This is a genomic window from Micromonospora lutea, from assembly GCF_016863535.1.
GTDB classification, from domain to species: Bacteria; Actinomycetota; Actinomycetes; order Mycobacteriales; family Micromonosporaceae; genus Micromonospora; species Micromonospora lutea.
In genome coordinates, this window is record NZ_BOPB01000009.1 from 546,557 (window position 1) to 566,406 (window position 19,850).

Consider the following 19,850-nt stretch of genomic DNA (forward strand, 5'->3'; position numbering starts at 1 on the left):
GGCGGTGCCGCCAGTCACTGCGGGTCACCCGGCGAGTTCGTCGGTGAGATAGCGCTGCACGGTCGGGCCGACCGTGGCGATCAGGGTCTGCGGCGCGACCGAGGCGACCGGCTCCAGCCGGATCACGTAGCGCATCAGCGCCAGCCCGACGAGTTGGCTGGCCACCAGCGACCCACGCAGCGGCACCTCGGCCGGGTCGACGTCGAGCTGGTCGAGGACCCGGCGCAGCACCTGGGTGGTGAGGAACTCGCGCAGGAGCCGGGCCGTCCACTCACTGCTGACCGCGGAGCGCAGCAGGGCCACCCCGGCGGCGCCGGCCGGCGAGTCCCACACCGTGACGAACATGCGTACCAGCCGTTCGCCGAGGGCGTCACGGTCACCGGCGAGCACCTTCGGCAGCAGCTCCCGGGGATCCACCGGAAACCGCATGGCGGCCAGGAAGAGCTGTTCCTTGTTCCCGAAGTAGTGGTGCACCAGGGCGGGGTCGACACCGGCGGAGGCCGCGATGGCCCTGATGGTGCTGGCGTCGAAGCCGCGTTCGGCGAAGGTGGACCGGGCCGCGTCGAGAATCGTGTCCCGGGTGCCGGGGTTGCCGGGCCGCCGTCCACTACGCCGTGCCATCGCTCTCCCTCGCTCCTTCCCGACGGCCGTGCCTGCCCGGCGGGCGCGGTTCGCCCGCGCCGGGCAGGCAGGATGCCGTCAGCCGCTCCGCCGGCGCAGCGTGGCCGCGGCGAGCACCAGCGCCAGTACCGCCGCGGCGGCGACGATCGCCACGTCGCGCCACATCGTGCCGGTCGGTTCGGTGTGCGCGCCGACCTCCTGCAGTGCTTCGACGGCGTACGACAGCGGTAGCACGTCACTGATCACCTGCAACCAGCCGGCCATCTCGCCGCGAGGCACGAACAGCCCGCAGAGCAGCAGTTGTGGCGCGACCACGACCGGCATGAACTGTACGGCCTGGAACTCGGTGCGGGCGAAGGCGCTGCAGAGCAGCCCGAGGGCGACGGCGAGCACCGCGTTCAACGCGGCGATCATGATGACCAGGGCACTGCTGCCGGCCGTCTCCAGACCGAGGAGCCAGTACGCGACGGCCGAGGCGATGACGGCCTGCACCGCGCCGGCCAGCCCGAACGCGATCCCGTACCCGAAGAGCAGGTCCGTCCTGGCCAGCGGGGTGGTGAGCAGCCGTTCCAGGGTGCCGGTGGTCCGCTCGCGGAGCATCGCGATGCTGGTCACCAGGAACATGATGATGAACGGGAAGAAGCCGAGCATCACCAGCGCGATCCGGTCGAAGGCCGACGGCTGACCGGGTGGCGTGGGCTGGTCGACGTACATGTAGTAGACCAGGGTGAGCAGCACGCTGGGCACGGCCACCAGCAGGGCGACGGTCCGTCGGTCGTGGCGCAACTGCCGCAGGATGCGTGCGACGGTGGCGGACAGTATGCGCGGGTTCATCACGCCTCCCCGGACTGGTCGGGCTGACTGGCTTTGATCAGTCGCAGAAACGCCTCGTCGAGATCGTCGACCCCGGCGGTGGCTCGGATCGCGGCTGGCGTGTCGTCGGCGATGAGCCGTCCCTCACGGATGAGCAGCAACCGGTCGCACCGGGCGGCCTCGTCCATCACGTGGCTCGACACCAGCAGGGTCGTCCCGGTCGCCGCGAGGGCGTGGAAACGGGCCCAGAGCTCCGCCCGCAGCACCGGATCCTGGCCGACGGTGGGCTCGTCGAGCACGATCAGCTCGGGTTCGCCGACCAGCGCGCAGGCCAACGACGCGCGGCTGCGCTGCCCTCCGGAGAGGGTGCCGACCAGTTGACCCGCAGCCGAGGCCAGCCCCACGTCGGCCACCGCGCGGTCGGCCTCGGCGTGGGCGCGGCCGTGCAGCGCGGCGAAGTAGCGGGCATTCTCCCGCACCGTCAGGTCGGCGTAGACGCTCGGCGCCTGGGTCAGGTAACCGACCCGGTGGCGCAGCAGCGGCGAACCGGCCGAGGCCCCGAGCACCGTCACCGTGCCGGCGGCGATCACCTGGACGCCGACGACCGCGCGCATGAGTGTCGTCTTGCCGCTGCCGCTGGGCCCGAGCAGACCGGTGACCGAGCCGCGCGGCACCGTGGCGTCGATGCCGTGCAGTACCCGCCGTCCGCCCCGGTTCACGACCAGGCCCCGGACGGCGATCGCGTTGTCCATCACCCACCTCCACAATTCATCGTTCGTTGAAATCAACGGTAGGTGAATTACCGTCGGTGCGGCAAGGCGGGGTCGCGCCGGGTGGGTCGATGCTGGGACCCTCGAACGATGAACATCGGTACGCGGGAGCCGACCTTCACCGTCAGTGAGGCGGCTGGCCAGGTTGGCCTGACCACCCACACGCTGCGGTGGTACGAGCAGGAGGGGCTGGTTGCCCCGGTGGGCCGGGACTCGGCCGGTCGCCGCCGCTACACCCCGCAGGACGTCAACTGGTTGCTGCTGCTGACCCGCCTGCGTCGTACCGGCATGCCGGTACGGGACATGCGTCGCTATGTCGAGCTGGCCCGGCAGGGCGACGGCACGCTCGGTGCCCGTCGGGCGCTGTTCGAGGAGCATCGGGTACGGGTGCTGGACCGGATGGCCGAGTTGGAGGAGGATCTCAAGGTGCTCGACTTGAAGATCGACCACTACCGCCGGGCGGAGCTGGGCGAGTTCGACTGAGCGTCAATGGTAATTCGGACGAAGCGCCCTCCACGGTAGCAACGTCCATAGCACGGTCACCGAGCGGCAGATCGGACGACAGGTCCGTCTCCGGTCATTGCGCCCTGATCGGACGTGCGGCACGATGGCGCAGTGGATCACGCTCCGTCACCGGACAGTGGGTTCTTCGACGACTGGGCCGCACGGTTGCGGGCGAGCGCCGACCGGCCCGTGGTGGGCATCCTGCTACGCGGCAGTCACGCCCGTCGGGCCGCCACCGCGCACAGCGACGTCGACGTCGACGTGTTGCTCGGCGGCGCCCCGTACGCGGCCCGCCGGGCGTACTTCGCGGAGCACTCCGGCAGACTGACCCACGTGTCGGTCGCGGCCCGGGACATCCGTTCCTGGGTGACCCGGCTCGCGGAGCCGGCCGACTGGGCGTTCGGCCTGCCGGTGACGGCTCCCACCCGACTGCTCTGGGCCGACCCGTACTGGCGGCACCGCATCGATCTGCCGGTGCTCTGCCAGCCGGCGGACGAGCCACGGTTGGAGGAACTGATCGCCACGCTCGGCAAGGTTGCCTCGGCCCGGGACGGCGAGGATCCGCTCGGTGCCCGGCTGGCCGCCGCCGACCTGGCCCGGCTCTGCCCGTCGGTGTTACGGCTGGCGAACCCGTCCGTGCGGGTGGTCTCCCGCCGGTCGGCCTTCGCCGCCGCCCTCGACCTGCCGGTGGCGCCTGCCGGCTACCGCGAGGACATGCTGCGCTGCCTCGGCCTGCGTCCCGGCTCGATCGGCCAGCTGTGGGCGGCGGCGGCCCGCCTGGTCACCGGCACCCTCCCGCTGATCCGCCCGTACGCCGCCGAGGTGGCCCGGGCAGCCGGTTCGGATCTTGCCGGGGCCCTGCTCGACGGGCGTCTGGACCGCTACGTGGACCAGTTGGCGGAGTCTGCCGGCGGTACGCCGTCCGCCAGCCGGGAGCCCACTGGGGTACCCGCGCCGCGTACCGGACAATGGGTCACTGTGCCCGTACCTGACGCGCCGGTGACCGGCGCCCACCCTGACCAGCCGGCGTCGCCGGGCGGCTCGCAGCGGCCGTCGCAGCTCGCCCCGGAGATCGCCGGCCGCCTGCGGCGCACCCCCGACGGCCTGGTGGCCGCCGTGGTCCGCCAACACGACAGCGGCGAGGTGCTGATGGTGGCCTGGATGGACGACGAGGCCCTGCACCGCACGTTGACCACCGGCCGGGCCACCTACTGGTCGCGCAGCCGGCGCGAGTACTGGGTCAAGGGCGCCACCTCCGGTCACCACCAGTACGTCCGCTCCGTGGCGCTCGACTGTGACGGCGACGCGGTGCTGGTCAGCGTCGACCAGGTCGGCGCGGCCTGCCACACCGGGCAGCGCAGCTGCTTCTTCACCGAACTCCCCGTCACCGGCGAGGTGACATCATGAGCGAGCGTTGCGAGCGAATCATCAGGTTCGGTGCGGTGGTGCCTCATGGCGGCGCGGAGCGAAGCGGAGTGCCGGCATGAGCGAGCGGATCGTCAGGCACAACGACGGACGGGTGAGTCCGGACGCGGCCACCTTCACCGAGCTGGCCGCCCGGTGGCGGGTGGTGCCGGTGACCCGCCGGCTGCTCGCCGACGCGGAGACTCCGGTCGGCGTCTACCGCAAGCTCGCTGGTGGCCCCGGGACCTTCCTGCTGGAGTCCGCCGAGCAGGGGGTCGGCTCGTCCGGGCTGGCCTGGGCCCGCTACTCCTTCGTCGGCGTGCGCAGCAGCGCCACCCTGGTCGAGCGCGACGGCAGCGCGGCCTGGCTCGGCGTGCCGCCGGCCGGGCTGCCGACCACCGGGGACCCGGTCGAGGTGCTGCGTGAGACGGTGACGGCACTGGCCGGCCCACCCAGCACGCCGGACGACGGCACGCCGCCGCTGACCGGCGGCATGGTCGGTTATCTCGGTTACGACCTGATCCGCCGCTTCGAACGGCTGCCCACGCTCACCGAGGACGACCTGCGCCTGCCCGAGCTGGGCATGATGCTCGCCACCGACCTGGTAGTGCTCGACCACTTCGACGGCTCGGCGATCCTGGTCGCCAACGCGATCCTGCCGCCGCTGGACGAGCCGGACCGCGACGAGCGGGTCGCCGCCGCCTACCACCACGCGGTGGGCCGGCTGGACGCGATGACCACGGCGCTGTCGCGGCCCATCCCACCGATGGTCGCCACGGTCGCCCGCCCGCCGGCCGGCGAGGTGAGCAGCCGCACCCCGGAGGGCGGGTACCCGAAGGCGGTGGAGGCGGCGAAGGAGGCGATCCGGGCCGGCGAGTGCTTCCAGATCGTGCTCGCCCAGCGGTTCGAGCGGGAGACCGACGCCGACCCGTTGGACGTCTACCGGGTGCTCCGCACCACCAACCCCAGCCCCTACATGTATCTGCTGCGCTTCGACGACTTCGACATCGTCGGCTCGTCACCCGAGGCGCATCTGAAGGTGACCGGTGAGGTGGACGGCGAGCGGCGGGCGCTGCTGCACCCGATCGCCGGCACCCGACCGCGCGGCGCGACCCCGGAGGCCGATGCCCGGCTCGCCGCCGAACTGCTCGCCGACCCGAAGGAGCGTGCCGAGCACGTGATGCTGGTCGACCTGGGGCGCAACGACCTCGGCCGGGTCTGCCGGCCCGGCACCGTCGAGGTACCGGAGTTCGCCACCATCGAGCGGTACAGCCACGTGATGCACATCGTCTCGACCGTGGTTGGCACCCTCCGGGCGGACCGCACCGCCTTCGATGCGCTCGCCGCGACCTTTCCGGCGGGCACGCTCAGTGGCGCGCCCAAGGTGCGTGCAATGGAGATCATCGAGGAGTTGGAGCCGGTCCGCCGGGGCCTCTACGGCGGAACGGTGGGGTACTTCGGTTTCGCCGGCGATCTCGACATGGCCATCGCGATCCGGACCGCGCTGATCCGGGCCGGGCGGGCGTACGTGCAGGCCGGCGCTGGCGTGGTGGCCGACTCCGATCCGGCCGCTGAGGACCAGGAGACCCGGAACAAGGCTGCTGCGGTGCTGGCGGCCATCGCCGCCGCGGAGACCCTCCGGCCGGCCCGGTGAGCGCGTGGACGGTGGCACCGCGCAGACCCGCTGCGGCGACGGGAGGAGCGGTCGGGTGAACGCGACGGTGGAATCCGGCGGCGGCGCACCGGGCCGGCGCGAGCTGGCGTACGCCGTGCTGCTCTGCCTGGCCGGTGCGGGGCTGGCGCTGTGGGCGGTGACCCGGACCTGGGTGGTCGGCGTGGCCGGCCGGCCGGATCCGCTGTCGCTGGTGGAGGAGGGACGCACGGGTGGGCAGTTGCTGCTGTGGCTGCCGGCGTTGGCCCTCGTCGGGCTGGCCGGCGGCGGCGCGGTGCTGGCCACCCGGGGGCGGCTGCGTCGGGTGCTCGGCGGGCTGCTGACCCTGCTCGGTCTGGCTGTCGCGGCGGGTGGAGGCTACGGCCTCGCCGGTGACCTCGGAGCTCCGGTCACCTGGCAATGGCCGGCGCTCACCCTGCTCGGCGGGGTCCTGATCGCCGTCGGCGGTTCGTTGACCATGCTGCGCGGTCATCGCTGGCCGGCGATGGGCGCCCGCTACGACCGTCGGCCGTCCCGGCCGGCCGGAACCGGTGGCCCGATCGGTGGCGGCGGCACGGTCGAGGCGTGGGACGCGTTGGACCGCGGCGAGGACCCGACGATCCGGTGAGCGGCCCGGCGCGGTGCGGTCAGCCGACCGGCTGCCGGGCCCGCGCCCGCGCTGCGGCGAGTTCCGCGACGAGGCGCTCCAACTCGGCTCGCTGGTCGGCTCGGGCCCGGTCGGCGCAGATGGCCTCCCAGGCGTTGCCGGACGCGGTACGCATCCGGTCCGGGCCGATCACGGCCCGCTCCAAGGTGTGGACGACGCCGACGGCGAGCGACGCGACGGTACGCGAGATGGTGGTGAGTCCGATGGTCTGGTGCGGCGTGGAGGTACTCATGATCATCCCGGGGAGATCGTCGTTACGGTGGGGCGGGCGCGTCATCGAGTGTGCCCGAGCCTGATGCTGCTCGACGTCGGTTTCGTGCTGATGACTACACCGTCAACTCTGCGGCAACCGTCCTGACCGGCACAGGGACCTTGGTCCTTGAGCTTGGTCACAACATCGACGTGGCCGGATCGCCGACCTGAGATCTACCTGTCGGCCAGCACCGCACATGGGTGAACGTCGATGGTATCGTGACGCAGCGTCACAATCCGTGCGCGCAGGTCGGCCATTATGCCGCAGCCCATTTCGTGAGGAGCGCCATACCCCCGGCGGTCGGGTCCAGGTGGGGCCCCCTAGCATCGGCCCATGACACCCGGAGAGGGGAGTCCGTTGGTGACTGCTGAGTATGCGCACGCGGAAGGGGACGAGGCCGGTTCGACGGCACCCGTCAGTGTGCTCGACGAGATCCTGGCCGGCGTCCGGGAGGACGTGGCCCGGCGGCAGGAACAGGTTCCGCTGGAGCGGATCCGTGAACTGGCCGCAAACGCGCCGCCGCCGTTGGACGCGTACGCGGCCCTGCGTCGGCCCGGCGTCGCGGTCATCGCCGAGGTGAAGCGCGCCTCGCCGTCCAAGGGCAAGCTGGCCGACATAGCCGACCCGGCGGACCTGGCCGGCGAGTACGCGGCCGGCGGTGCCCGCGCGATCAGCGTGCTCACCGAGGGGCGCTGGTTCGGCGGATCACTGGACGACCTCGCCGCCGTCCGGGCCGCGGTGAACATCCCGGTGCTGCGCAAGGACTTCGTGGTCTCCAGCTACCAGGTGCACGAGGCGCGCGCCCACGGCGCGGACCTGGTGCTGCTGATCGTCGCGGCGCTGGAGCAGAACGTGCTGGTCGGCCTGCTGGAGCGGATCGAGTCGCTGGGCATGACCGCGCTGGTCGAGGTGCACGACGAGGAGGAGACCGACCGGGCCATGGAGGCCGGTGCCCAGGTGATCGGGGTCAACGCCCGTGACCTGCGTACCCTTCAGGTCGACCGGTCGGTGTTCGAACGGATCGCGCCGGGTCTGCCGAGCAACGTGGTCAAGATCGCCGAGTCGGGCGTGCGTGGCCCGCACGACCTGATCCGGTACGCCTCCGCCGGTGCCGACGCCGTCCTCGTCGGTGAGGGACTGGTCACCCAGAAGAGCCCTCGGGAGGCGGTGGCCGAACTGGTCAACGCCGGCAACCACCCGGCGACGCCCCGCCCGGTGCGCTGAGCCGCGCCGCTGACCCGTCCGTGAGCGAGAGGACCCGCGATGAGTGCTGACGCCGCGAAGACCGAGGTGCCGGCGCAGTTCCCCGACGCCGCCGGCCACTTCGGCACGTTCGGCGGGCGGTTCGTGCCGGAGGCACTTGTCGCCGCGCTCGACGAGCTGGCCAACGCGCACCAGGCGGCAATGGCCGACGAGGTGTTCCGGGACGAGTTCGCCGGACTGTTGCGTGACTACGCGGGAACGCCGTCGCTGCTCTACGAGGCCCGCCGCTTCTCCGCCCAGGTCGGTGCCCGGGTGCTGCTCAAGCGGGAGGACCTCAACCACACCGGCGCGCACAAGGTGCGCAACGTGCTCGGTCAGGCGCTGCTGACCCGGCGGATGGGCAAGCGTCGGGTGATCGCCGAGACCGGTGCCGGTCAGCACGGTGTCGCCACCGCCACCGCGGCGGCCCTGTTCGACCTGGAGTGCGTGGTCTACATGGGGCAGGTCGACACCGAGCGGCAGGCGCTGAACGTGGCCCGGATGCGGATGCTCGGCGCGACGGTCGTGCCGGTGACGACCGGTTCGCGCACGCTCAAGGACGCGATGAACGAGGCGATGCGGGACTGGGTCGCCAACGTCGACGAAACCCACTACCTGATCGGTACCGCCGCCGGGCCGCACCCCTTCCCGGCGCTGGTCCGCGACTTCGTCCGGGGCATCGGTGACGAGGCCCGGGCGCAGTGCCTGGACCTGACCGGCGGCCTTCCGGACGCGGTGACCGCCTGCGTCGGCGGCGGCTCCAACGCGCTGGGCATCTTCCACGCCTTCACCGACGACCCCCAGGTGCGGCTATACGGCTTCGAGGCCGGCGGCGAGGGCATGGACACCGGCCGGCACGCGGCCAGCATCACCGGTGGCTCCACCGGCGTGCTGCACGGCACCCGGACCTTCGTCCTCCAGGACGCCGACGGCCAGACGCAGGAATCGCACTCGATCTCCGCGGGCCTGGACTACCCGGGCGTGGGCCCGGAGCACGCCTGGCTGCACGACACCGGCCGGGCCACCTACCAACCGGTCACCGACGCCGAGGCGATGGCCGCGTTCGAGCTGCTCTGCCGGACCGAGGGGATCATCCCCGCGATCGAGAGCGCACACGCCCTGGCCGGCACCCTGGCCATCGCGCCGAAGCTCACCGCCGAGCTGGGTCGGCCGCCCACCATCGTGGTCAACCTCTCCGGTCGGGGCGACAAGGACGTGCACACCGCCGGTGAGTACTTCGGCATCCTCGACAAGGAGTGAGGCCATGAGCGAGCGGACCAGCCGGATCGGGGCGGCGTTCGACAAGGCCCGGGCGGACGGCCGGGCGTTGCTGGTGGGCTGCATGCCGGCCGGTTACCCCACCGTCGAGGGCAGCATCGCCGCGATGAAGGCGATGATCTCCGCGGGTGTCGACGTGATCGAGGTGGAGATCCCGTACTCCGACCCGATGATGGACGGCCCGGTGATCCAGCGCGCCAGCGAGATCGCCCTGGCCGGCGGGGTACGCACCCGGGACACGGTGCGGATCATCGAGGCGGTGGCGGCCACCGGCGCGCCGGTGGTGACGATGACCTACTGGAACCCGGTCGAGCGGTACGGGGTGGACGCGTTCGCGCGGGATCTCGCCGCCGCCGGCGGCACCGGGCTGGTCACGCCCGACCTGATTCCCGAAGAGGCCGGCGAGTGGCTGGCCGCCTCGGACGCGCACGGGCTGGACCGCACGTTCCTGGTCGCGCCCTCGTCCACCGACGAGCGGCTGGCGATGACCGCCGCGCACTGCCGGGGCTTCGTCTACGCCACCGCGATCATGGGTGTCACCGGTGCCCGGGCACAGACCTCGCAGGCGGCGCCGACGCTGGTGTCCCGGCTGCGCGAGGTCACCGACCTGCCGGTCGGCGTCGGGCTCGGCGTGGGCACCGGGGCGCAGGCTGCCACGGTGGCCGGGTACGCCGACGCGGTGATCGTCGGCAGCGCCCTGATCCGTTGTCTGCTCGACGCCCCCGACGAGGCGGCTGGCCTGGCCGCCCTGCGCGCGTTGAGCGCGGAACTCGCCGAAGGCGTCCGCCACCCCGACCGCTGAGGCGTACCGGGGGCGGACCGGGGTGACGCCGAAGGGGTCCGCAGCGGTAGCGTGTGCACCCGTGAGTCTCGTCTCGCCGATGCCCCTGGCCGCCATTCCCAGCCCGAGCAACGCCGTGTGGCAGCTCGGCCCGATCCCCATCCGGGCGTACGCGCTGTGCATCATCGCCGGCATCGTGGTGGCCTGCTGGGTCACCGAGCGGCGGTTGCGCCAGCGTGGCGTCGCGCCCGGCGCGGTGCTCGACATCGCCGTCTGGGCGGTGCCGGCGGGCATCATCGGGGCCCGGATCTACCACGTGATCACGTCGCCGCAGCAGTACTTCGGCACCGGTGGGGACCCGATCAAGGTGTTCTTCATCCACGAGGGCGGGCTGGGCATCTGGGGCGCGGTCGCCGGTGGTGCGGTCGGCGCCTGGATCGCGGCCCGGCAACTGGGCATCCCGCTCACCGTGGTCGCCGACGCGCTGGCACCGGGTCTGCCGCTGGCCCAGGCGATCGGCCGGCTGGGCAACTGGTTCAACAACGAGCTCTACGGCGGCCGGACCGACCTGCCCTGGGGGCTGGAGATCCACCGGATGGACGGCGGGCAGGCGCTGCGCGACGAGGCCGGCCAGCCGATCCTGGAGGAGGGGCTTTACCACCCGACGTTCGCCTACGAGTTGCTGTGGAACGTCGGCGTCGCCGCCCTGGTGCTGCTCCTCGACCGTAAGCTGCGGCTGGGTCGTGGCCGGGCCTTCGCCCTCTACGTGATGGGCTACACCGCCGGCCGGTTCTGGATCGAGATGATGCGTACCGACGAGGCCAACACCATCCTCGGCGTACGGCTCAACGTCTGGACCGCGGCGCTGGTGTTCCTCGGTGCGCTCATCTACTTCCTGCGGGTACGCGGGCCCCGGGAGTACCTGATCCCGATCGGTCTGCCGGCCGCCGTCACCGCACCACCGGCCGCCTCCGACGTCTCGCAGGTGGACCTGTCGGCGAAGGGTGCCGGCACCGAACCGGCCGCCCCCGAGGGCTACCGGGTGGTCAGCGAGGAGCAGTTCCGGCACTGGCAGGCCACCGGCGAGACGCCGCCCGACGCGACGGGTACCCCCGAGACGCCGGCCAGCACCGCCAGCGCTCCGGACGCGGCCACCGGGACCGACGCGGACGGTCCGGAGGACGTCTCCGCCGACGGTGAAGCGGCCGGCTCGACGTCGGCTCGGCCGGCCGACCGCGACAGCTGAGGCCAGGGGACGCCATGCGGACCGCGGTGGTGGTCGGCGGCGGGCTCGGCGGCCTGGCGGTCTCCGGTGCCCTCGCCCGTTCGGGCTGGCAGGTCACGCTCCTGGAGCGGGCCGACCGGATCCGCCCGGAGCCGGCCGCCGTGGTGCTCTGGCCCAACGGGGTTCGGGCGCTGCGCGCCCTGGGCCTCGGCGCCGGGCTGGACGCCATCGCCACCGCGCTGCCCGACGGCGGTGTACGCCGCCCGGACGGGCACTGGCTGGTGCAACCCCGGCCGACGCCGGCCGAACGCCTCCCGGTGGTGGTGCACCGTGAGGATCTGCACGACGCGCTGATCGCGGGTCTGGGCGAGCGGGTCGAGCTGCGTACCGGGGTGACGGTGCGTACCGTGCGTGCCGTCGCAGGTGAACGGCCTGCCGTCGGCGACGGCCGGCACACCTACGAGGCGGACCTGGTCATCGCGGCCGACGGCACGGACAGCGTGATCCGTCGCCAGCTCGCGCCCGAGTCGGGGGTGGTCAGCTCCGGCTGCGCCGCCTGGCGGGCGGTGATCCCCTGGTACCGCGCGCCGAGCCTGCCCGATTCGGTCGGCGGTGAGATCCTCGGCGCCGGTTACCGTTTCGTGGCCGCCTCGCTGGGTGAGCGCGGCTCCTCCGGTGCCTCCAGCCGTGGCGGCATCTACTGGATGGCCACCGCGGCGGGAGCCGCCCGACCTGAGCCGCCGGAGACCCAACTGGCGCTGCTCCGCCGCTGGTACGCCAACTGGCCCGCGCCGGTCGACGACCTGCTGGCCGCGACCGACCCGGCCGATCTGGTGCAGCGGGAGATCCGGGAGCTTCGTCCGCTGCCCCGGGCGTACGGTTTCCCGGCCGGGCCGGGTGGGGTGGTGCTGCTCGGCGACGCCGCCCACGCCATGCCGCCGCACCTCGGGCAGGGCGCGTGCCTCGCCTTCGAGGACGCCGCGACGCTCGCCGCGCTGCTGCGCGAGTCGACCCTGCCCGACGCGGTGGTGGCGTACGACCGGGCGCGGCGACCCCGGGCGGCGGCCGTGGTCCGGCAGACCCGTCGGATGTCCGCGGTGCTGCGTACCCGGGGCCGGCTGGCCCTGCGTGCCCGCGACGCCGCCCTCGGCACCATCACTCCCCGTCTGCTGGGCACCGCCGCCTCGATCGCCGCCCAGTGGCGGCCACCGGCCTGAACCCTGGTCGACCAGGAAGGTCGCGTCTCCCACCGTGCGGATCAACGCGATGGGGGAGTGGGTGGCTCAGGGGTACAGCGGGGTGGGGGTGGCGACGCAGGCGGTGCCGACGCGGTGGAAACCGGCGCGCAGGTAGACCCGGGCGATCTCCTCGCTACCGGCGGAGAGGAAGACCAGGTCGGTGCCGTGCGCGAGCAGGGCGCGGGCCAGGGTGGCGGTGACCGCCGCGCCAAGTCCGCGACGGCGGGCGCTGGGCAGGGTGGCCACCCCGGCGATCTCGGCGACGTCGTCGACCCGCATGGCCATCCCGCTGGCCAGTGGACCTTCGGTGCGCGTGCCGGCCAGGGTCGAGAGGCGGCTGCCGTTGGCGATGCTCGCCCGTTCCTCGTCGACCGCCGCCTCGTCCAGACCGATCATGGCGGCGTCGCGCTCGGTGACTCCGGCCTCGCCCCAACCCGTGCCGGGCGCGGCGAATCCGACCGCCGCCACCGCCCGCCGGGCGGCCACCGCGGCACCCAGGTCCTCGTCGGTCGGGTCGAGCAGCCGCAGCGACACGCTGTCGGCGTCCTCCGGGTGGAGCAGGGTCGCCGGGTCGGGCAGGGCAGCCGGGTCGAGCACCATCAGTGGTGCTTCGAGCACGGCCAGGCCAGCCGAACGGGCCACCGGGAGCAGTTCCGGGTTGAGGTCGTGCACCCATTCGAGGGCCTCGGGCAGGCCGAGTTCGCGCTGTCGTTGCCGTACCGCCGTCACATCGGCGAGGGTGGGCGGCCGGGCATCGCCGCGCCTCGGTCGCGCGTAGAACGGCCATCCGGTGCCTTCCCGGACGAAGAGCACCAGAGCGCCGTGATCTTCTACCCGGGCCGCGTCCCGGGGCACCGCGTCATAGAACCGTTCCAACCGGTCGAGGAGGTCGGTACGCTCGGAATCCACGCCGCGAGATTACCGGTCCCAGAGTCTGGACGGTGTGATCGATCCGCACTGGCCTTGCGTGCCGGGCCCTAACGTAGACTCAATAATCCGATACAGGGCCGACGTCGTCCCGACCATGTTCCAGTCTGAGCGACGACAGGAGGCCCGGTGGCCCTTGCGTACCCTCACCGCCCCCAGCCGGCGCCGCGAGAAGGCCAGCTAGCGTCCCCCGCTGGCCTCCACGACCCCGCGTACGAGCATGACGCGTGCGGCGTGGCCTTCGTGGCGGACCTGCACGGCCGGCGCTCGCACACGGTGGTCGCCAACGGCCTCGGTGCGCTGTGCCGACTCGACCACCGTGGTGCCCGGGGCGCCGAACCGAACACCGGTGACGGCGCCGGCATCATGATCCAGGTGCCGGACGCGTTTCTGCGCGCGGTGGTCGAATTCCCGCTGCCCCCGCCCGGCGAGTACGCCACCGGTCTGGTGTTCCTGCCCGACGACGACGCCGCCGAGGCCCGCGCCCGGCAGGTGGTCGAGAAGTACGCCCTGGTCGAGGGGGCCGAGGTGCTCGGCTGGCGGGACGTCCCGGTCGACCCGAGCGACCTCGGCGAGACGGCCCTGGCGGCGATGCCCCGCATCCGTCAGGTCTTCCTCGCCGCGAAGCGGCTGACCGACACCCCCGCCGGTCCGGCCGGTGCCCCGCTGGGCGGCATCGAGCTGGAGCGGGTCGCCTTCTGCGTACGCAAACAGGCCGAGCGCGAGTCCGCCGAGCGGAAGGTGCCGGCCTACTTCCCGTCGCTGTCCGGCCGGACCATGGTCTACAAGGGGATGCTCACCCCGGACCAGCTACCCGCGTACTACCCGGATCTCACCGACGAGCGGGTGGACAGCGCGATCGCCCTGGTGCACTCCCGGTTCTCCACCAACACCTTCCCGTCCTGGCCGCTGGCGCACCCGTACCGCTTCATCGCCCACAACGGTGAGATCAACACCATCCGGGGCAACCGGAACTGGATGCAGGCCCGCGAGGCGCTGCTGCGGACCCCGGATCTGCCCGGCAACATCCGCCGGGTCTTCCCGATCTGCACCCCGGCCGCCTCCGACTCGGCGAACTTCGACGAGGTCCTCGAACTGCTGCACCTGGCCGGGCGCAGCCTGCCGCATGCGGTGCTGATGATGATCCCCGAGGCGTGGGAGAACGACCCGGACATGGCCGCCGACAAGCGGGCCTTCTACCGGTTCCACGCCAGCCTGATGGAGCCCTGGGACGGCCCGGCCTCGGTCGCCTTCACCGACGGCGAGATCGTCGGTGCGGTGCTCGACCGCAACGGCCTGCGTCCCGGCCGCTGGTGGCAGACCACCGACGGGCTCGTGGTGCTGGGCAGCGAGGCGGGCGTGCTCGACCTCGACCCGGCCACCGTGGTGGCCAAGGGCCGGCTCCAGCCGGGAAAGATGTTCCTGGTCGACACCGTCGCCGGGCGGATCGTGCACGACGACGAGATCAAGACCGAGCTGGCTGCCGCCCAGCCGTACACCGACTGGCTGCACGCCGGGCTGATCGAGCTGGACGACCTGCCGGTCCGCGAGCACGTGGTCTACACCCACGACTCGGTACGCCGCCGCCAGCAGACCTTCGGCTACACCGAGGAGGAGCTGAAGATCCTGCTCGCGCCGATGGCGCGGACCGGTGTGGAGCCGATCGGCTCGATGGGCACCGACACCCCGATCGCCCCGCTGTCCACTCGGCCACGACTGCTCTACGACTACTTTCATCAGCTTTTCGCCCAGGTCACCAATCCTCCGCTGGACGCCATCCGGGAGGAGTTGGTGACCAGCCTGGCCACCACCATCGGCCCGGAGGGCAACCTGCTCGATCCCGGCCCGGCGAGCTGTCGGCAGATCGTGCTGCCCTACCCGGTGATCGACAACGACGAGCTGGCGAAGATCCTCTGTATCGACGAGGACGGTGACCTGCCCGGGTTCAAGGCGGTGCGGGTATCCGGGCTCTACCGCGTCCGCGAGGGCGGCGCCGGGATCAAGGCCCGGCTGACCGAGATCTGCCGGCACGTCTCCGAGGCGATCGAGGACGGCGTACGGATCCTGGTGCTCTCCGACCGTGACTCCAACGCCGACCTGGCCCCGATCCCGTCGCTGCTGCTCACCGCGGCGGTGCACCAGCACCTGGTGCGGGAGCAGACCCGCACCCAGGTCGCACTGATCGTCGAGTCGGGCGACTGCCGCGAGGTGCACCACGCGGCCGTGCTGATCGGCTACGGCGCCGCCGCGGTCAACCCGTACCTCGCCTTCGAGTCGGTCGAGGACATGATCTCCACGGGGGCGCTGGTCGGCGTCGAGCCGAGGACGGCGATCCGCAACTACGTCAAGGCGCTCGGCAAGGGCGTCCTGAAGATCATGTCCAAGATGGGCATCTCGACGGTGTCGTCGTACTGCGGCGCCCAGGTCTTCGAGGCGGTCGGGCTGCACACCCGACTGGTCGAGCGGTACTTCCGGGGCACCCCGAGCACCATCAGCGGCGTCGGGCTCGACGGCATCCACCGCGAGGTGGCCGCCCGGCACGCGCTGGCCTGGCCGGCCCCCGGCGCCCAGCCGGTCGACCTGTTGCCGGTGGGCGGCGAGTACCAGTGGCGTCGCGAGGGTGAGCTGCACCTGTTCAACCCGGAGACGGTGTTCCTGCTCCAGCACGCCACCCGCAGCCGGCAGTACGACGTCTTCCGGCAGTACACCGCCAAGGTCGACGAGTTGGCCGCCCAGGCGGGCTCGCTACGCGGGCTGTTCCGGCTGCGTGACGGGGTACTGCCGCCGGTGCCGATCGAGGAGGTGGAGCCGGCCAGCGAGATCGTCAAGCGGTTCGCCACCGGCGCCATGTCGTACGGGTCGATCTCGGCCGAGTCACACGAGACCCTCGCCATCGCGATGAACCGGCTCGGCGGCAAGTCCAACACCGGCGAGGGCGGGGAGGACGTCGAGCGGCTGCACGACCCCGCCCGTCGTTCCGCCGTCAAGCAGATCGCCAGCGGCCGGTTCGGTGTCACCAGCGAATACCTGGTCAACGCCGACGACCTCCAGATCAAGATGGCGCAGGGGGCCAAGCCCGGTGAGGGTGGGCAGCTGCCCGGCAACAAGGTCTGGCCGTGGATCGCCCGTACCCGGCACGCCACCCCCGGTGTCGGCCTGATCTCGCCGCCGCCGCATCACGACATCTACTCGATCGAGGATCTCGCCCAACTGGTGCACGACCTCAAGTGCGTCAACCCGACCGCCCGGGTGCACGTGAAGCTGGTCAGCGAGGTCGGTGTCGGCACCGTCGCCGCCGGGGTGGCCAAGCTCAAGGCCGACGTCATCCTGATCTCCGGCCACGACGGGGGCACCGGCGCGTCCCCACTGAACTCCCTCAAGCACGCCGGCACGCCCTGGGAGTTGGGCCTGGCCGAGGCGCAGCAGACGCTGCTGCTCAACAAGCTGCGTGACCGGGTCACCGTGCAGGTCGACGGGCAGCTCAAGACCGGCCGCGACGTGATCGTCGCGGCGCTGCTCGGGGCCGAGGAGTTCGGCTTCGCCACCGCCCCGCTGATCGTCTCCGGCTGCGTCATGATGCGCGTCTGTCACCTGGACACCTGCCCGGTCGGCATCGCCACCCAGAACCCGGTGCTGCGGGAGCGTTACACCGGCAAGCCCGAGTTCGTGGAGAACTTCTTCCTGTTCCTCGCCGAGGAGATCCGCGGCTACCTGGCCGAGCTGGGCCTGCGCAGCATCGACGAGGCGATCGGGCGTACCGAGCTGCTCGACGTCGTACCGGCGGTCGAGCACTGGAAGGCCACCGGACTGGACCTCGGTCGGGTGCTGCACCTGCCGGAGCTGCCCGAGGGCGCGGCCCGTCGGGGCGTACGCGCCCAGGATCACGGTCTTGAGCTGGCGCTGGACAACGAGCTGATCGCGCTGGCCGAGCCGGCGCTGTCGGCCACCGGCTCGGACGCCTCGGTCCCGCTGGTGCGGGCCGAGGTGGCCATCCGCAACGAGCACCGCAGCGTCGGCGCGATGCTCGGCGGTGAGGTCACCCGTCGCCACGGCGGTGCGGGCCTGCCGGCCGACACCATCGAGTTCACCCTGCGCGGCACCGCCGGGCAGTCCTTCGGCGCGTTCCTGCCGCGTGGGGTGACCCTGCGCCTGCACGGCGACGCCAACGACTACGTCGGCAAAGGGCTCTCCGGTGGTCGGTTGGTCGTCCGGCCGGACGCGGCGGCACCGTTCGTGTCCGCCGACGCCGACGCCGGTGGCCGCGCCGAGGACCAGATCATCGCCGGCAACACCATCCTGTACGGCGCCACCGCCGGTGAGGTCTTCCTGCGGGGCCGGGTGGGGGAGCGGTTCGCCGTCCGCAACTCGGGCGCGGTCACGGTCGTCGAGGGCGTGGGCGACCACGGCTGCGAGTACATGACCGGTGGCACGGTGGTGGTGCTCGGCCCGACCGGCCGTAACTTCGCCGCCGGCATGTCCGGCGGCACCGCGTTCGTCTGGAAACTCGACCGACGCCGGGTCAACACCGAACTGGTCGACCTGTCCGCCCCGAGCGAGGCGGAACGGGCCCGCCTGCACGAACTGGTGCAGCGGCACTTCGTCGAGACCGACTCGGCGGTCGCCGAACAGCTGCTCAAGCGTTGGCCGGAGGCGGTGGAGGAGTTCACCGCCGTGGTTCCCCGGGACTACCGCCGGGTGATGGAGATCATGCGGGCCGCCGAAGCCGCCGGCCAGGACGTCGACGACGCGGTGATGAGCGCGTTGGCGGTACCGGCGCAGCCGGCCGCCGGCTCGTCCGCGCCGGTCCCGCCCGCGCCGCGGGCCCTCGCCCAGGAGGTGGCTCGTGCCTGACCCGAACGGTTTCCTGCGCTACGGCCGGCAGCTGCCGGCTCGCCGGCCAGTGCCGGTGCGGATCAGCGACTGGCGGGAGGTCTACCCACCCGCTGGTGAGGAACTCATCCGTGAGCAGGCCACCCGCTGCATGGACTGCGGCGTCCCGTTCTGCCACGACGGATGCCCGCTGGGCAACCGCATCCCGGACTGGAACGATCTGGTCCGCACCGGCAACTGGGCTGCGGCGGTGGAGTCGTTGCACGCCACCAACAACTTCCCGGAGTTCACCGGCCGGCTCTGTCCGGCACCCTGCGAGGCCGCCTGCGTGCTCGGCCTCGGCGGTCAGCAGCCGGTGACCATCAAGCAGGTGGAGGTGGAGATCGCCGACGCGGCCGGGGCCCGGGGGCTGACGCCGCGTCCGGCCGCCGCGCCCTCCGGGCGGTCGGTCGCCGTGGTCGGCTCCGGGCCGGCCGGGCTCGCCGCCGCGCAGCAACTGGCCCGTGCGGGTCACGCCGTGACCGTGTACGAGCGTGACGACGCGATCGGCGGCCTGCTGCGGTACGGCATCCCGGACTTCAAGCTGGAGAAGCGGCACATCGACGCCCGGCTGGCGCAACTGCGCGCCGAGGGGGTCGTCTTCCGCGCCGGGGTGAACGTCGGGGTCGACATCACCGCCGAGCAGTTGCGGGCCCAGCACGACGCGGTGCTGCTGGCCTGCGGCGCGTTGCAGGGCCGGGACACCGACACGCCGGGCCGGCAACTGCGTGGCGTGCACCAGGCGATGGCGCATCTGGTGGCCGCCAACCGGGTGGTCGCGGCGGCCGGTGCGGGCCGGCCCGCACTCGCCACCCTGCCCGACGGCACGCCGATCGACGCGGCCGGCAAGCACGTGGTCATCATCGGCGGTGGCGACACCGCGGCGGACTGCCTCGGCGTGGCGCACCGGCAGGGCGCGGCCGGCGTGCACCAGCTCGACCTGTACCCGCAGCCGCCCCGGGCCCGGGACGAGGACCGCGACCCGTGGCCGACGTGGCCGTGGATCCTGCGGGAGTACCCGGCCCACGAGGAGGGCGGCGAGCGGGTCTTCGCGGTGGCGGTGCAGGAGTTCGTCGACGACGGCACCGGCGCGGTACGGGCGGTGCGGATCGCCGAGGTGACCGTGGAGAAGCGCGACGGCCAGCGGATCGTCACGGTGGTGCCGGGCACCGAGCGGGAACTGCCCGCGGACCTGGTGCTGCTGGCGATCGGTTTCGAGGGCACCGAGGAGCAGCCCTTGTTGGCGCAGCTCGGGGTGGCCCGTAACGCGCGGGGAGCGGTCGACTCCGGGGCGGACTGGCAGACCGAGGCCGACGGGGTCTTCGTCGCCGGTGACATGCACCGGGGCGCGTCGCTGATCGTCTGGGCGATCGCCGAGGGACGGGCCGCCGCCGCGGCCATCCACACCTACCTCAACGGCATCGGCACCCTCCCGGCCCCGGTCCACCCGGCCGCCCAACCCCTCACCGCCCGCTGAGGTGTAAGGAAGGGCCCCCTGTTAACGCCTGGCGTATAGCAGGGGGCCCCTTTTAACGTCTCGGCCTCGACGGACGTTCCTTAACGGCTATTCACTTTATCCAGGGGTTTCGATAGCATTACCGCCCAGT

General features: G+C 72.4%; 16 protein-coding genes and 1 pseudogene. 12 read left to right on the top strand and 5 right to left on the bottom strand.

Annotated elements, in window-relative coordinates; translation table 11 throughout:
• Window positions 1-24: 24 nt before the first annotated feature.
• From Vlu01_RS10280 to Vlu01_RS10290, 3 genes are all read right to left on the bottom strand, one after another.
• Window positions 25-621: a TetR/AcrR family transcriptional regulator gene (locus Vlu01_RS10280; protein ID WP_203996971.1), complete on the bottom strand. Its 597-nt coding sequence runs from the start codon at window positions 619-621 to the stop codon at window positions 25-27.
• 78 nt (window positions 622-699) lie between these two features.
• Window positions 700-1,455, bottom strand: a complete 756-nt coding sequence (locus tag Vlu01_RS10285) for an ABC transporter permease (protein WP_203996973.1) — start codon at window positions 1,453-1,455, stop codon at window positions 700-702.
• A complete protein-coding gene (locus tag Vlu01_RS10290) occupies window positions 1,455-2,186 on the bottom strand; it encodes an ABC transporter ATP-binding protein (protein WP_203996975.1) in 732 nt (243 codons plus the stop codon). The genes Vlu01_RS10285 and Vlu01_RS10290 overlap by 1 nt, the downstream gene beginning before the upstream one ends.
• 108 nt (window positions 2,187-2,294) lie before the next feature.
• Between Vlu01_RS10290 and Vlu01_RS10295 the strand changes: the two genes are divergently transcribed.
• The 5 genes and pseudogenes from Vlu01_RS10295 (at window position 2,295) to Vlu01_RS10310 (ending at window position 6,391) form a co-directional block, all read left to right on the top strand.
• Window positions 2,295-2,687 (top strand): MerR family transcriptional regulator, encoded by a 393-nt coding sequence (locus tag Vlu01_RS10295; RefSeq protein ID WP_203996977.1) that lies wholly within the window; start codon window positions 2,295-2,297, stop codon window positions 2,685-2,687.
• Window positions 2,688-3,182: 495 nt separating this feature from the next.
• A pseudogene (locus Vlu01_RS27530) lies at window positions 3,183-3,500 on the top strand (phosphoribosyl-AMP cyclohydrolase); the annotation flags it as partial.
• A gap of 186 nt (window positions 3,501-3,686) precedes the next feature.
• A complete protein-coding gene (hisI, locus tag Vlu01_RS27535; RefSeq protein ID WP_239095825.1) occupies window positions 3,687-4,115 on the top strand; it encodes a phosphoribosyl-AMP cyclohydrolase in 429 nt (142 codons plus the stop codon).
• Window positions 4,116-4,191: 76 nt separating this feature from the next.
• A complete protein-coding gene (locus tag Vlu01_RS10305; protein WP_203996982.1) occupies window positions 4,192-5,766 on the top strand; it encodes an anthranilate synthase component I in 1,575 nt (524 codons plus the stop codon).
• A 55-nt stretch (window positions 5,767-5,821) separates the two neighbouring features.
• The gene (locus tag Vlu01_RS10310; protein ID WP_203996983.1) at window positions 5,822-6,391 is read left to right on the top strand and encodes a Trp biosynthesis-associated membrane protein; all 570 of its coding nucleotides are present in this window, start codon (window positions 5,822-5,824) and stop codon (window positions 6,389-6,391) included.
• A gap of 19 nt (window positions 6,392-6,410) precedes the next feature.
• Here Vlu01_RS10310 and Vlu01_RS10315 read toward each other — a convergent pair whose 3' ends face one another.
• Window positions 6,411-6,662, bottom strand: a complete 252-nt coding sequence (locus tag Vlu01_RS10315) for a hypothetical protein (protein WP_203996985.1) — start codon at window positions 6,660-6,662, stop codon at window positions 6,411-6,413.
• 441 nt (window positions 6,663-7,103) lie between these two features.
• On the opposite strand from Vlu01_RS10315, the gene trpC reads away from it, so the two are divergent.
• The 5 genes from trpC (at window position 7,104) to Vlu01_RS10340 (ending at window position 12,426) form a co-directional block, all read left to right on the top strand.
• Window positions 7,104-7,907 (top strand): indole-3-glycerol phosphate synthase TrpC, encoded by an 804-nt coding sequence (gene trpC / locus Vlu01_RS10320; RefSeq protein WP_203997123.1) that lies wholly within the window; start codon window positions 7,104-7,106, stop codon window positions 7,905-7,907.
• Window positions 7,908-7,946: 39 nt separating this feature from the next.
• A complete protein-coding gene (trpB, locus tag Vlu01_RS10325) occupies window positions 7,947-9,185 on the top strand; it encodes a tryptophan synthase subunit beta (RefSeq protein WP_203996987.1) in 1,239 nt (412 codons plus the stop codon).
• A gap of 4 nt (window positions 9,186-9,189) precedes the next feature.
• Window positions 9,190-10,005: a tryptophan synthase subunit alpha gene (trpA, locus tag Vlu01_RS10330; RefSeq protein WP_203996989.1), complete on the top strand. Its 816-nt coding sequence runs from the start codon at window positions 9,190-9,192 to the stop codon at window positions 10,003-10,005.
• 79 nt (window positions 10,006-10,084) lie between these two features.
• Complete coding sequence (gene lgt / locus Vlu01_RS10335; protein WP_373307344.1) at window positions 10,085-11,230, top strand: prolipoprotein diacylglyceryl transferase; 1,146 nt, start codon at window positions 10,085-10,087, stop codon at window positions 11,228-11,230.
• Between the two features lie 14 nt (window positions 11,231-11,244).
• A complete protein-coding gene (locus Vlu01_RS10340; protein ID WP_203997001.1) occupies window positions 11,245-12,426 on the top strand; it encodes an FAD-dependent oxidoreductase in 1,182 nt (393 codons plus the stop codon).
• Between the two features lie 66 nt (window positions 12,427-12,492).
• Here the strand turns inward: Vlu01_RS10340 and Vlu01_RS10345 are convergent, their stop codons facing one another.
• A complete protein-coding gene (locus tag Vlu01_RS10345; protein ID WP_203997003.1) occupies window positions 12,493-13,356 on the bottom strand; it encodes a GNAT family N-acetyltransferase in 864 nt (287 codons plus the stop codon).
• A gap of 147 nt (window positions 13,357-13,503) precedes the next feature.
• Here Vlu01_RS10345 and gltB point away from each other — a divergent pair, with 147 nt between their 5' ends.
• Together gltB and Vlu01_RS10355 are read left to right on the top strand one after the other, a co-directional pair.
• Window positions 13,504-18,225, top strand: a complete 4,722-nt coding sequence (gene gltB, locus Vlu01_RS10350; RefSeq protein ID WP_203997004.1) for a glutamate synthase large subunit — start codon at window positions 13,504-13,506, stop codon at window positions 18,223-18,225.
• Window positions 18,218-19,720: a glutamate synthase subunit beta gene (locus tag Vlu01_RS10355; RefSeq protein ID WP_203997005.1), complete on the top strand. Its 1,503-nt coding sequence runs from the start codon at window positions 18,218-18,220 to the stop codon at window positions 19,718-19,720. Before gltB ends, Vlu01_RS10355 begins: the two co-directional genes overlap by 8 nt.
• Window positions 19,721-19,850: the final 130 nt, after the last annotated feature.